The 12,525-nt window shown below is 69.2% G+C and carries 10 protein-coding genes; 5 read left to right on the top strand and 5 right to left on the bottom strand.

What is annotated here, in order from left to right; genetic code table 11:
* Positions 1 to 70 precede the first annotated feature (70 nt).
* The 3 genes from E1261_RS18100 to E1261_RS18110 are packed head-to-tail and all read right to left on the bottom strand — an operon-like array spanning position 71 to position 2,944.
* The gene (locus E1261_RS18100; protein WP_238176288.1) at positions 71 to 808 is read right to left on the bottom strand and encodes a peptide deformylase; all 738 of its coding nucleotides are present in this window, start codon (positions 806 to 808) and stop codon (positions 71 to 73) included.
* Positions 809 to 834: 26 nt separating this feature from the next.
* A complete protein-coding gene (locus E1261_RS18105; RefSeq protein ID WP_132408049.1) occupies positions 835 to 2,265 on the bottom strand; it encodes a sensor histidine kinase in 1,431 nt (476 codons plus the stop codon).
* A gap of 1 nt (position 2,266) precedes the next feature.
* Positions 2,267 to 2,944, bottom strand: a complete 678-nt coding sequence (locus E1261_RS18110) for a response regulator transcription factor (RefSeq protein ID WP_132408050.1) — start codon at positions 2,942 to 2,944, stop codon at positions 2,267 to 2,269.
* Positions 2,945 to 3,058: 114 nt separating this feature from the next.
* On the opposite strand from E1261_RS18110, the gene E1261_RS18115 reads away from it, so the two are divergent.
* Positions 3,059 to 3,430, top strand: coding sequence for a hypothetical protein (locus tag E1261_RS18115; protein WP_132408051.1), 372 nt, complete (start codon positions 3,059 to 3,061; stop codon positions 3,428 to 3,430).
* A 106-nt stretch (positions 3,431 to 3,536) separates the two neighbouring features.
* Positions 3,537 to 4,757 (top strand): MFS transporter, encoded by a 1,221-nt coding sequence (locus E1261_RS18120; protein WP_132408052.1) that lies wholly within the window; start codon positions 3,537 to 3,539, stop codon positions 4,755 to 4,757.
* On the opposite strand, the gene E1261_RS18125 is transcribed toward E1261_RS18120, so the two are convergent.
* Positions 4,743 to 7,523 (bottom strand): ATP-binding protein, encoded by a 2,781-nt coding sequence (locus E1261_RS18125; protein ID WP_132408053.1) that lies wholly within the window; start codon positions 7,521 to 7,523, stop codon positions 4,743 to 4,745. The two genes, E1261_RS18120 and E1261_RS18125, sit on opposite strands and share 15 nt — an antisense overlap.
* A gap of 134 nt (positions 7,524 to 7,657) precedes the next feature.
* Here E1261_RS18125 and E1261_RS18130 point away from each other — a divergent pair, with 134 nt between their 5' ends.
* Both E1261_RS18130 and E1261_RS18135 read left to right on the top strand, forming a co-directional pair.
* Entirely contained in the window at positions 7,658 to 10,435 is a 2,778-nt protein-coding gene (locus E1261_RS18130; RefSeq protein ID WP_132408054.1) for an ATP-binding protein, read from the top strand.
* Between the two features lie 71 nt (positions 10,436 to 10,506).
* Positions 10,507 to 10,845: a hypothetical protein gene (locus tag E1261_RS18135; RefSeq protein ID WP_132408055.1), complete on the top strand. Its 339-nt coding sequence runs from the start codon at positions 10,507 to 10,509 to the stop codon at positions 10,843 to 10,845.
* Here the strand turns inward: E1261_RS18135 and E1261_RS18140 are convergent.
* Entirely contained in the window at positions 10,833 to 11,579 is a 747-nt protein-coding gene (locus E1261_RS18140; RefSeq protein ID WP_132408056.1) for an SDR family NAD(P)-dependent oxidoreductase, read from the bottom strand. The two genes, E1261_RS18135 and E1261_RS18140, sit on opposite strands and share 13 nt — an antisense overlap.
* Before the next feature lie 78 nt (positions 11,580 to 11,657).
* Here E1261_RS18140 and E1261_RS18145 point away from each other — a divergent pair, with 78 nt between their 5' ends.
* Positions 11,658 to 12,092 carry an Rrf2 family transcriptional regulator gene (locus E1261_RS18145; RefSeq protein WP_132408057.1) on the top strand — a complete coding sequence of 145 codons (435 nt, stop codon included), beginning with the start codon at positions 11,658 to 11,660 and terminating at the stop codon, positions 12,090 to 12,092.
* Positions 12,093 to 12,525 lie beyond the last annotated feature (433 nt).

The following is a 12,525-nucleotide window of genomic DNA, read 5'->3' on the forward strand; positions in this document are numbered from 1 at the left end:
AACGAGCAAATCTCCGGACCCCAGCCTGGTTCCAGTCCTTGAGATTTATTTCACAAGGGCCATTTGTGTGCTATTCGAGGTCGAAGCCGAGAGCTTCGGCCGCTCGGGTCGGGACGGGGTCGGCCCAGTTGGCGGTGTAGTTCTCGATCGTGCACAGCGAACGGGTCTCCAGCTTGTCCACATAGACCGTGCCGCGGAGGTGGTCGGTTTCGTGCTGGACGATCCGGGCCTGCCAGCCCTCGAAGGTCTTGCGGTGGGTCTCGCCGGTCGCGTCGAGGTACTTGGCGTGGACGGAGAAGTAGCGGTTCACCACACCCGTGTACCCGGGCATGCTCAGGCAACCTTCGTAGAAGCCGCGGCGCCGGTGCCCGGCCGAGCGGTAGGTCGGGTTGATCGCCGCGAAGAACTCCAGCTTGTAGCGGTGCCGCGCTTCGGCGATCTCGGGCGGAACGGTCGCCGGGTCTTCCAGTACGGCGATCTGGACCGGTACGCCGATCTGCGGTGCAGCCACGCCGACACCGGGAGCCGCCCGCATCGTCCGCTGCATGAGCGCGATGAACTCGGCCAGCACGTTGTCGTCCACCTGGCCGTCGAACGGTTCCGCGACCTGCCGCAGGACGGCAGCGCCGAGTGACACGATCGGGGCCACGCCACCGTCGCCGTACTTCTCGACGAGCTCCTCGATCAGGTCCTTCACGGCAGGCGCGTCGTTCATCGTGTGGTTGCCAACTCCTGAGGCTGTCTGGACGGAACCGGCCAGCGGCAACGCCGCGGCACCGGTGAGCAAGGTACGCCGAGTCAAGGCCATGCGCCCCATTCTGCCCGGTGTCCTCCTTAGGAAGATGGAGCGAGCGGCAGGTGGAGGTTGAAGGAGGCTCCGCCGGAGGGGGAACTGGTGACCGTGAGGGTGCCGCCGTGGGCCTGGGCCAGGTCGCGGGCGATCGCGAGGCCGAGGCCGGCGCCGCCTTCGTCACGGCTGCGGGCGTCGTCGAGGCGGACGAAGCGCTCGAAGATCCGCTCCCGATCGGCCTCCGGCACGCCGGGGCCATCGTCCTGCACCTGGATCACGGCGTGGCCGTCGGCGGAGTTGACGACGACCCGGATCTCCTGGTGGGTATGGCGTTCGGCGTTGTCGAGCAGGTTGCCGAGAATCCGGGCCAGCCGCGTTTTGCTGCCTAGGACAACCGGTTCACCGGTGAGGTCGAGGCGGGCGGTCCGGCCGTCGATCGCGTCGCGGACCAGGTCGGTGACCTGGATGCGTTCCGGGTCGGGGTGGTCGCCGGCGTCGAGGCGCGCGAGCAGGAGCAGGTCGGCCGCGAGGTGCTGGAGGCGGACTGTGTCGGCGATCAGCTCGTCGAGCTCGAGCAGTTCGGGGTGCGCGGCGGCGACCTCGAGCTGGGTGCGGAGCGAGGCGATCGGACTGCGGAGTTCATGGGATGCGTCCGCGACGAAACCGCGTTGCTGGGCGACCGAGGTCTCCAGCGCGGTCAACGTGTCGTTCGTCGTTCGCGCGAGGCGGGCGACCTCGTCGCGGGACTCCGGCACCGGGACGCGACGGCGCAGGTCGCGGGCGGCCGTGATTCCGGCGAGCTCGGTCCGGATCGCCTCGACCGGCGCTAGCGCGCGACGGGTGACCATCCAGGTGGTCAAGGCAACGACTGCGAGCAGCAGCGGCAACCCGATCAGCATCGTCCGGCTGACTGTCGACACCGCATCCTGTGTCGTCGCCAGCTCCGCACCGGCCTGCACAGTCACCTCACCACCACCAGCCGGCAACGTCACCTTCAACGCCGCGAACCGGTACTCCGCCGTCCGCCCGTCAACAGTCGCCGTACCCGTCGAGTAGCCGGCATCGCCCTCAGAAACCTTCCCAGGCTCAGGCTGAGATGTCTCGTCGTCATCAGGTTCGTCGCTGTCATCATCGCTGTCTGTGGGCGTAGACGTCGGCCTGGGCGTAGGCGTTGCTGTAGGCAACTGCACCGGCCTACTGTCGATGGCGGTCAGCTTTTCGCTCACCGCCAACACCTTGCCGTCGGCATCAGTTATGCGGACGGGGCGTTCTTCGTCCAGGTCCAGCTTGGCGATCGCCGTACCGCCGGCCAGTTGTGACGCCAACTGTTGCGCGGTGACTTCGGCCTGCAGCTCGGCTTGGCTGGCGAGGTTTGCACGCAGCAGCAGTACGACGGCCAGGCCCGCGATCACGAGTGCCACGGCCACCACGGCGGTGGCGGCGACCGTAGTTCGGGTTCGGAGGGAGCCGCGCATGTCAGCCACCGTCCCGCGCGAGCCGGTAGCCCGATCCGCGCACGGTGGTGATCGCCTTCCGTCCGAACGGCGTGTCCAGCTTCCGCCGCAGCGCGCTGACATAGACCTCGATGATGTTCGGATCACCGTCGTACGCCGCGTCCCAGACGTGATCGAGGATCTGCGTCTTCGACACCACCTGCCCGGCGTTCGTGGCGAGATGCTCCAGTACGGCGTACTCCTTCGCCGTCAGCTCCACCTCGTCGTCCCCGCGGAACACCCGGCGCGCGGCCGGTTCGAGCCGTAGATCGCCGAGCTCGATCACCGGCGCCGCACCCCGAGTACGCCTGCGCAGCAGGGCACGGATCCGAGCCAGCAGGACGACGTACGAGAAGGGTTTGGTCAGGTAGTCGTCGGCGCCGGTGTCGAGTCCCTCGGCCTCGTCGTACTCGCCGTCCTTCGCGGTCAGCATCAGGACCGGGACCTCGGAGCCGGCCGCGCGCAGGTCGGCGCAGACGCGGTAACCGTTCCGGCCGGGGAGCATGATGTCGAGCAGGATCAGGTCGTACTCGCCGCTCAGCGCACGGTCCAGCCCGGTCAGGCCGTCGTACGCGACGTCCACCACGAATCCCTCGGCGACCAGCCCCTTCGCGAGCGAATTGGCCAGCCGTTTCTCGTCCTCGACGATCAGCAACCGCATGCCCCCAGCCTGACAGACCCACCTGAAGCCCGCTTCAGGTTGCTTCAGGACCGCTTCAGGCAGGGTCGGCACTGTGGTGGTCGTCAAGGAGTTCCCCGATCGAAAGGCCGCCTGATGAAGCGCCTCGCACTGACCCTGACCGCCGCTGCCGTCATCGCCACCGGAGGCGTCGCCACCGCGTACGCCGTCCAGTCCGACGACAAGCCGGCTACCAGCCCGACCGCAAGCCCGTCGGCCGGCAACTCCACCGGCGTACCGACCGGCTCACTGACCGCCGCGAAGGCGGCCGAGCAGGCGGTGAAGGATGTCCCGGGTGGCGTCGTGACCGATGTCGACTGGGACGACAGCAAGTGGGAGCTGGACGTGCACACCACGGCCGGCTGGCGCGAGCTGAGCTACGACGCCGACGGCAAGCTCCTGTCGAACCGCGCCGACAGCAACTCGGACAACCGCGGCAACGATCACGACGACAACGACGACGACTGACCCAGCGTCGTACTGAAAAGCAGACGAGCCGGCCGAGTTCACCTCGGCCGGCTCGTACGGCGAGACGCCGCAACACCAACCGCCGTGAGCGGATAACGTTTGCACCGTGTTCGACCGGCCCGAGTCTGCACTGCGTGTCGTCGCCCGGTCGCCCTTCTACCGCGCGGCGTTCCTGTCGTTGCTGATCGCCGGGATCGGGATGTCGGCCGCGACTCCGCAGCTCACCCTCTTCCTGGTCCGCGACCTCGGTACGCCGCTCCCCGTGGCCGGCCTCTACTACGTCACCAACCTCGCCGCCCCGATCGCCGGCTACCTGCTCGGCCGGCTCTCGGACCGCAGTCACGACCGGCTCCGCCTGCTCCGGATCTGCGCGCTCGTCGGCACCGCCGGCTGGCTGGCGATGGCCTCCACCAACGCCGTCTGGCAGCCGTTCGTGATCAGCATCGTTGTCCTCAGCATCGGCGGCGGCTCGATGGCCCAGCTCTTCGCCGCCTGCCGCGACGAACTCAGCCGCAACCCGACCCGCGCCGACAACCGCGTCGTCGCGACCGTCCGGATGGGCTTCACGATCGGCTGGATCCTCGGCCCGGTCCTCGGCAGCTGGTACGGCGGTGTCTTCGGCCTCCGCTCGTTGCTCGTGGCAACCGCAGTGTGCGTGTTCGCCCAGATCATCCCGTTCGGCCGCCAGCGCATCGAGCGCTACCAGGCGCCGAGGTCGACCCTCCGATCGCCGGGCACCCGCGAGATCACCCACATGCTGCCGCTGCTCGCGTTCACCGCGTTGTGCGTGCTGGCGATGACCGGCGACACCATCAAGTTCGGCTATCTCCCGATCTACATGGCCGACGAACTCCACCTGTCCGACTCGGTCCGCGGCGCGGTGATCGGGATCCAGCCGCTGATCGAGCTGCTGATGCTGCCCGTGGTCGCCCGGCTGGCCGACCGTTTCGGCGGACTCCCCGTGATGACCGGCGGCGTCGTACTGGGCCTGTGCGGCAACCTCGCCTTCGCCACCAGCACCGGTGTCGGCATGCTGTTCCTCGGTCAGGCCCTGACCGCGGGCCTCTGGGCCTGTGTCGCGGCGATCGGCGTGTCGATCGCCCAGGACCTCTACCCCGAAGGCGTCGGTACGGCGTCCGGCGTGTTCCTCGGCGCGATCCCGGTCGGCTCCGCGATCGGTGGCGCGATCGGCGGTATCGGCGTCGCCGCGATCGGCCTCCCCCAGGTCTTCTTCGTCCCCGCCGCCCTGACCACCCTCGCGGTAGCCGGTTTCGTTGCCCTGAGCATCCGCACAGGCCGGACCGGTACGCAGTCAGCCGGAAAGTGAGCCGAGCAGCTCGTCAGCCAGCTGAGTCAGGGAGTCGTCCCGGCTCGCGGCCACCACCACGTCCGCCTCAGCTCCCAACGCCGAGCGGGCGGCCGCTTCGACCAGGTCCCGCGCCTCCAGCTCGTCGGCGATGATCAGCGGCGCTCCCAGCCGGAGGCGTTGGATGCCGGCCACGGTCAGGATCCGGAGCGCCGACCGGTATCGCCCGGCCGCCACCTCGAGACCCGCGACGAGCTCGACGATGTCGATGATCCCCTCGGTCAGATCGATCTCGCGGTACAGCTGCAGCGCGTCCCGCAGTCGTTCGCGAGCCCGGCCCAGGTCGCCGGTGCGCTGGTAGACCAGACCGAGGTTGCCCAGCGTCCCCGCCTGGCCCCGCCGGTCGTCGATCCGCCGCCACAACTCAACGGCCGCCTGGAACCGCTCCTCGGCCTCCTCCAGCCTGCCCAAGCCACGCAGCGCACCGCCGGTGACGTTCATCGCGGTCCCCAGCAGCCTGGGTTCGCCGACGAACTCGGCCAGCTCGGACGCCTGGAAGCCCAGCTCGAGCGCAGTCTCGAACTTGGCCAGGGCAAGGTTCGAGATGCACAATCCGACCAGCGTGGAGGTACAGCCCAGGTCGTCGCCGAGTGACCGGAAGATCCCGAGGGCTCGCTCGCCGAGCGCCAACGCACCGACCGCGTCGCCGCTGTTCCGAGTCAGCGAAGCCGTTGCCCGGAGCGCAACTGCGCGATCCCGCGGCGGCGCCTCCTCTTCGATCGCCAACGCCCGATGCAGCCAGTCGCGTGCCTCCACGATCAGGCGGCCGTGGCTCCACCAGTACCACCAGGTCGGCGCCGCGATGGCAAGCACCCGGTGCGCCTCGCCCGGGGTCTCGAGGGACCACTGGACGGCCGACCGCAGGTTCGCCTCCTCCCGGCTCAGTTCACCGACCAGCAGTTCGTGGTCGGCACCGCCGTACCGCTGGGTCCGGGCCGCGAGCTCCGCACACCAGTCGGCCTGCCGGCGGCGAACGTCGATTTCATTGCCGTCAGCTACTAATCCCTCGAGCGCGTAGTCCCGAATGCTCTCCAGCAGGCCGAAGCGATGGCCGCCGGGTTCGACGCTGATCGTGATCAGGCTCCGGTCGTGCAGGTCGGCCAGCAGCGGCGCGATGTCGGCAGCCTCGATCGGCGGTTCATTGCCACTGGCAACCTCTTCGGCCGCCTCCAAGGTGAACCCGCCGGCGAAGACCGCGACCCGGTGCAGCAGCGCCTGCCCGAGCGGGTCGAGCAGTGAGCAGCTCCAGTCGATGGCTGTCCGCAGGCTGCTGTGCCGACCGCCGGCTGACCGTGCGCCACCGACCAGCAGTCGCAGCCGGTACTCGATCCGCTGCGCGATCTGCTCGACAGTCAGCGTCCGGGTCAGACCGGCGGCGAGCTCAATCGCGAGCGGGTATCGATCGACCGCCGTACAGATGGTGTCGGCGACCTCGGCGTCGTCGTCGGGCCCCAGCCCACAGCGCTCCTGGAAGAGCCGGATCGCATCGGCCCGGCTGAGCGGACCGAGCGGCCGCACCTCCTCGGCCGAAACCCGGACCGGGCGCTGCGAGGTGATCAGCACCGAGACCCGCTCGCCCTGGTCGGCAATGGCCATCAGCAGATCGGCGATCGGGTCGAGGACGTGTTCGGCACCGTCGAGCACGAGCAGCGCGCCGGCCAGCCTGGCCACGCAGAGCGGCAGCAGTTCGTTGCCCGCAGCATCGACCTGGGTCGCCGCCGCAAGACTCGGCAGTACGGCGTCGCCGCGCGACAGGCGGGTGAGATCCAGCCAGACCACCGGGCGCCCCGGCTGCGCGACCAGGTTTGCGACCTCCCGAGCCAGCCGGGTCTTGCCCACCCCAGGAGCACCGGTCAGGGTGACAACGGCCGGTCTACGCAAGCGATCCAGCAACGCCGTGACCTCAGGTCCCCGGCCGATCATCGACGTACCAGGCTCTGCCGCCTCGTCGACCGGCCGGACGTCCCGAACCAGCAGCGACGGATCCTGGCGGAGCAGACGCAACTCGAGCTCGAGGGTTGTCGGCGACGGGTCGATACCGAGCTGATCGGCCAGCGCACGGCGAAGGTCGGACACCCGCGCCAGCGCCTCGGCCTGCCGGCCCGCGCGGTACAGGGCGACGACGGACAGCCCAACCAGGCGTTCGTTCAGCGGATTGCGGCGCGCGAGCTGATCCACCTCGCTGACGGCGATGGTGCCGAGGGCAAGTTCCGCCTCCAGCCGGTCGGTCAGCAGATCGAGGTGCAGGCTCTCGAGCCGCGCCGCCTCGACAGCGCCGTACGGCGTCTCCCGGACATCAGCGAACGCCGGGCCGCGCCACTGGGCCAGCGCCTCGGCCGCAGCCGCGCAGATCCGGCCCGGTTGCCCACTGCGCCGAGCTGCGCGGATCGCCAGCAACTCGTCCTCGACCGTGAGCAGATCGGCCAGCCGGCCCTTGAGGGCATAACCATTCGGGGCGCGGTGGACGGCGGCGGCGTGCGCGCCCAGTGCCTTGCGCAACCGATAGATCAGCACTCGGAGCCGCTCGGTCGGCTTGTCGACCTGCCCCTCACCCCAGAGATCGGCGGCCAGGGTTTCATCCGGTACGCCGTGGCCACGCGCCAGCGCCAGCCGGACCAGCAGGGCCCGCTCCAACGCACGCTCGACCCGGAACGTCTCGTCGCGAACTCTGACCTCGGTCGGTCCGAGCACCCTGACCTCGAACTCTCCATCCCCCGACGGATTCATGCTCGGCACTCCCCCCAGCTCAGCCTGGCGCTATCGCATCTGAGCATGGCAGCGGGACCGCCGTCCAGCACCCCAGTAAATCCCCCAGGAATCTGGGGTATGCCTTGACCTGCACGATCGGGCAGACTGCCGGAGTGGCGACCGGAGACCAGCTTCTCGAGCGCGATCTCGAGCAAGCAGCGATCGCCGACGCGCAGGCAACTGCGGGCGGCGGGCACGGCCAGATGCTCGTCGTACAAGGCGAAGCCGGTATCGGGAAGTCGCGCCTGCTGGCCCAGGTACGGCGGCCGGGGCACCGGCTGTTCACCGCCCGCGGCACCGAATTCGAGCAGAACGTGCCGTTCGGCCTCGTCGGGCAACTGTTCGGCCACGCCGTGCGCGATGCTGACGAGTCAGCACTCTCCGGGCCGGCGGCGCAAGCGGTTCGGGTCTTCGATCCGGTGGCCGGTGAGCATTCGGCGGCCAATTCGGAGCTGGCCGTATTACACGGCCTCTACTGGCTGACGGTGAACCTCTGCGACGGTCGGACCGTGATCGTGATCGACGACCTGCAGTGGGCCGACCCGCCGTCGCTGCGCTATCTCACCTACTTGCTTCCCCGTCTGCCCGCCCTGCCGTTGCTCGTCCTCGCGGCCGCGCGGAGCGGCCGGGACGCCGACCGTCCGGAGGTACTGCGGCTCCTGGCGGACTCTGGTGTCCGCGTCATCCGGCCCGGTCGGCTGTCGGTCAAGGCGACGACCGAGCTGCTGGACAGCACGTTCGGTGAACCGTGTCAGCCGCGCTTCGCCCGGGACGCGTACGAGGCCACCCGCGGGAATCCCTTGCTGGTGCGAGCCCTGGCCGGTGCGCTGCTGGACAAGAACGTTGCTCCGGTCGATCAGAATTCGGGCCTGATCCTCGCGCACGGACACAGCACGGTCGCACACCTCGTGACCGCTCGCCTGGCGGCTGCGGGACCGGTGGCCACCGAGATCGCCCGCTGTCTCGCGGTCCTCGGCCAGCGAGCCGCCGTACCGCTCGTCCTGCAGTTGGCTGCGCCAGACCGGCCTGAGGCCGCGGACGGCCTGGCCGGACTGCAAGCGGCCGGCCTCGTCGAGCTCGACACCGACCAGGTGACCTTCACCCATCCGTTGGTCGGCGCTGCCGTCGAAGCCACGATCGATCCCGTCGAACTGGGTCGGAGGCACGCGGCCGCTGCCAACGTGCTGCAGGCATCACGAGCGCCGGCGGAACACGTCGGCGCGCATCTTGTGAAGGCTCCGCGTGGACTGGAACCGGCTGCGATCGACTGGCTGGAGCGGGCGGCATCGTCGGCGTTGGCGCGGGGTTCGGTGGAGGGCGCGTTCGTGTTTCTGCGCCGCTGCCTGGACGAATCGCTACCGGTTGATCGACGGCGAGAGCTGCTGGTGGCCGCATCCGAGCTCGCGTTGCAGGTCGACCTTCAGACCGCGGCGGACCTGACCGCCGAGGCCCGGGGCCTGACCGCCGATCCGGTGCAGCGCGCCCGGCTCGGACTCCAACTCGGCCGGGCCCGCGGCTACTTACTGGATCCCGCTGAGGCCTTCGCCGCGCTCGAGAAGGCGCGGGACGAGACCCCTGATTCGGCCGAGGATCTCCGTCGGCAGATCGAGGCGACGCTGCTGGTCGGAGTGTTCGTCGTACCGGGCCGGTTGCATCTGCAGGACCGCGTGCCATCGCTGGCAGACCTGCCGGCGAGCGATGGCATCGGCGCCAAGCTGTTGGCAGCCGCGATCAGTGCCCATGAAATGGCACAGTGCGTGCCAAGCGGCGTCGAGCGGGCCACGGCGGCACTGGCCGATGGCGAGCTGATCCGTACGTCGAATGGCGAGGGACCGCTGGTCTGCGGCTGGCTCACGCTGCTCGCTGCCGACGAGCGACTCGCTCTGACCAGCCTGAACGAGGCGGTCGCGCAGGCACATCAGAACGGGTCGGTCCGCTCGCTGGCCGCGGCCTACTGCTTCCGCGCCGCAGCTCACCTCTGGACCGGTCAGCTGAGCGATGCAGAGCAGGACGCCCGCGAGGCGCTCGAGCTGGCCCGCACCGGGCGGGTCGACATGGACCCCAGCTTCGCTGCCGCGTATCTCGCCTGGTCACTCGCCTATCGCGGCGACCTCCCGAGTGCGGAGGCGGCTCTCCGCCAGGTCGGCGTCCCGTACGCCGGTGTGCCCGACCGGCCTGTGTACTACGCGCTGACGGCCTGGGCCGAGCTTCTGCTGCTGAACGGTCGGCACAACGAGGCGCTGGCCACGGCCAGGCGAGCCGGGCACGTCTGGCAGTCATTCGGCTTCGCGAACCCCGCCTTGGCGTCGTGGCGTTCGGTGGCCGCGCTCGCGGCTCATGCGCTCGGGGATCGGGCGACAGCGAGCGCCGTACTGACTGAGGAGCTAGAGCTGGCCGAGCGCTGGCAGGGCGCTCGGGCGTTGGGACGGGTACGGCGCAACCTCGGCCTCGTGCTCGATTCCGGTGAACTGCTCGCGGCCTCGGTGGCCGTGCTGACAGACAGTCCAGCCAAGCTCGAGCTGGCGGCCTCGCTGCTCGAGTACGGCGCATACCTTCAGCGGACCGGCCGGCGGATGGAGGCCCGCGACCTCCTGAGCCGCGCTCTCGATCAGGCCGAGGTCTGTGGGGCAACCCAGCTCGCCGAACGGGCCCGCTCGGAGCTCACCGCAGCCGGCTTCCGCCCGCGCCGCAACCGCCTCACCGGACGAGCCGCCCTGACCGCCGGCGAACTACGCGTTGCGGAGCTGGCGGCAGCCGGGGCGACCAATCGGGAGATCGCCCAGGACCTCTTCCTCACCGTGAAAACGATCGAACTCCACCTCTCCAGCACCTACCGCAAACTAGGCATCGCCAACCGAGCAGCTCTCCGAGACGGGCTAGTCTCAGGCTGAGGCCTTCCCGATGGGGCAGGGTTCCGAGGTGAGGGTGCCTGAAGGTGCGGGACCCTCGTAGGTTGGCCCTCATGATCGGACTGGCGATTGCCGTCGCTTGGTTGGGGTTTGTGCTGCACAACGTGGCGGATCTGCCTGGGCAGACGTTGCTTAGTGCGGAGACGCTTTATCCGTCACTCGTGTACGTCGCGTTGATCGGCGTACTGCGGTGGTCTGCCTGGCCCTTGTTCGGGTGGGCGGTGCTGAACGGGGTCGGTGGGGGTTTGCTGAGCGTGCTGCCGTTGCCGTTTCTGCCGTTCGATCCGGTGCAGACGTTTCATCACTACTCGTTCCACGTCATCTACACCGCCACCCAGATTCCGCTTGCAGTGCTGGCGTTTCGCCGGGCCCGGGGGCCTCAGGCGTTGTAGCCGCCGTGGGCGTCGAGGACGGCGCCGGTGACATAGGTGGCGGTGGGCCCGGCCAGGAAGCCGATGGCGGCGGCGATCTCGTCGGGGTGGCCGACGCGCTGGATGGACAGGCCGGCGAGGAGCGCCTTCAGTACGGCGGGGTCGGCGGCCATGCCGGTCTCCATCAGGCCGGCCTCGACGACGTTCGCGGTGATGTTGCGGGGGCCCAGGTCGCGGGCGGCGCCGAGGGTGTAGCGCTCGATGCCTGCCTTGGTGGCGGAGTAGTCGGCCAGGCCGGGGAGGCCGACGCGGGTGCCTAGGCCGGAGCTGATCGTAATGATCCGGCCGTTGTCGCGGAGGACCTTGGCGGCGGCGCGGATGACGGCGATCACGCCGAGGTAGTTGATCGCGTGCATCCGGTCGAGCGCGGCGGTGTCCACCTCCGGGTCGTCGACGCGGCCGTAGACGCCGATCGCCGCGTTGTTCACCAGGATGTCCAGACCGCCGTACGCGGCGACGACCTGGTCGATCAGCACCGGCGCCTGACTCGTGTCGGCATGGTCGACCTGGAACGCGACCGCCTTCGCCCCGAGTGCCTGCACCTCGTCGACAACGCTCTGAGCCAGCGCCGCCGAACTCACATAGGTGAAGGCGACATCCGCACCCTGCCCGGCCAGCAACCGGACCGTCGCCGCTCCCAGCCCTCGGGACCCACCAGTGACCAACGCGACCTTGCCTGCCAACGCCTTACTCATAGCCAGCTCCTCTGTCGTAACAAGAATGGTTACTTCGACCTTAAGGTAACATACTTAGTTACGACGGCAAGGAGGACCATGAGCGCGAACAGCAGGCTGACCATCGCGGCGCACACACTGGCCTGGATCGGTCTGTACCAGCGCCAGGGCCACGAGGTCGCCACCTCCGAACAGATCGCCGGCAGCGCGAACACCAACCCGGTCGTCATCCGCCGCCTGCTCGGCGAACTCCGCGCCGCCGGACTGGTCGAGTCACGCCGCGGCGTCGGCGCCGGCTGGTCCCTGACCCGCGACCTCACCGCAATGACACTGCTGGACGTGTACGACGCGATCGAACCCGGCCCCCTCTTCGCCCTGCACCGCGCCGACCCCGACCAGGGCTGCGTCATCGGCCACGGCATCCAGCCCGCCCTGCAAGACATCTACGCCGGCATCGAATGCACCGTCCGCACCGAACTCAGCAAAACCACCCTCGAAGCCGTCCTCCAATCAGTCCTAGCAGTCCCCCGCTAACCCCACTTCCCCCTCCAGCCGACCCACCCAGGGCGCATTTGAACGGATATCCATCCGGCTTGCCGGTTCTCCCCTCGAATGTTCAGGGGAGAAGCGACAACCTGCGGGGAGATCCCCTCAAATGGGGTTCTCCGGTCCGATGTGTGGGTGGTTCGCCGTCAGGCCCACCGCAACGTCCGACGATCCGGAGACCAGGCGTGCGTCCAGGCGTGCGGTTCCTTCGCCCGTTGCGGGTACGGCGCTCTGCTGGGCCGCATGCAGGTGAGTCGGGTGTACCGCGGTCACCTACTGGGGACCCCGGACATCTGGTGCGGTGTCCGGGGTCGCCAGTAGGTGTACGAGGTTCCGCCGGTTACCGCGCGAGCTGGGGAGTCCTACCCGTCGTTTCCGGGTGGCCATGCTCCCCAACTCCACGACGGGTGCCCCACCGAAC

The organism is Kribbella albertanoniae (assembly GCF_004348455.1).
Taxonomy (GTDB): Bacteria; Actinomycetota; Actinomycetes; order Propionibacteriales; family Kribbellaceae; genus Kribbella; species Kribbella albertanoniae.

Coding starts and splice junctions, on each gene's coding strand:
- E1261_RS18145 (WP_132408057.1), top strand. CDS start 11,658: ATGAGCGCGAACAGCAGGCTGACCATCGCGGCGCACACACTGGCCTGG.
- E1261_RS18100 (WP_238176288.1), bottom strand. CDS start 808: ATGGCCTTGACTCGGCGTACCTTGCTCACCGGTGCCGCGGCGTTGCCG.
- E1261_RS18105 (WP_132408049.1), bottom strand. CDS start 2,265: ATGCGCGGCTCCCTCCGAACCCGAACTACGGTCGCCGCCACCGCCGTG.
- E1261_RS18135 (WP_132408055.1), top strand. CDS start 10,507: ATGATCGGACTGGCGATTGCCGTCGCTTGGTTGGGGTTTGTGCTGCAC.
- E1261_RS18125 (WP_132408053.1), bottom strand. CDS start 7,523: ATGAATCCGTCGGGGGATGGAGAGTTCGAGGTCAGGGTGCTCGGACCG.
- E1261_RS18115 (WP_132408051.1), top strand. CDS start 3,059: ATGAAGCGCCTCGCACTGACCCTGACCGCCGCTGCCGTCATCGCCACC.
- E1261_RS18140 (WP_132408056.1), bottom strand. CDS start 11,579: ATGAGTAAGGCGTTGGCAGGCAAGGTCGCGTTGGTCACTGGTGGGTCC.
- E1261_RS18110 (WP_132408050.1), bottom strand. CDS start 2,944: ATGCGGTTGCTGATCGTCGAGGACGAGAAACGGCTGGCCAATTCGCTC.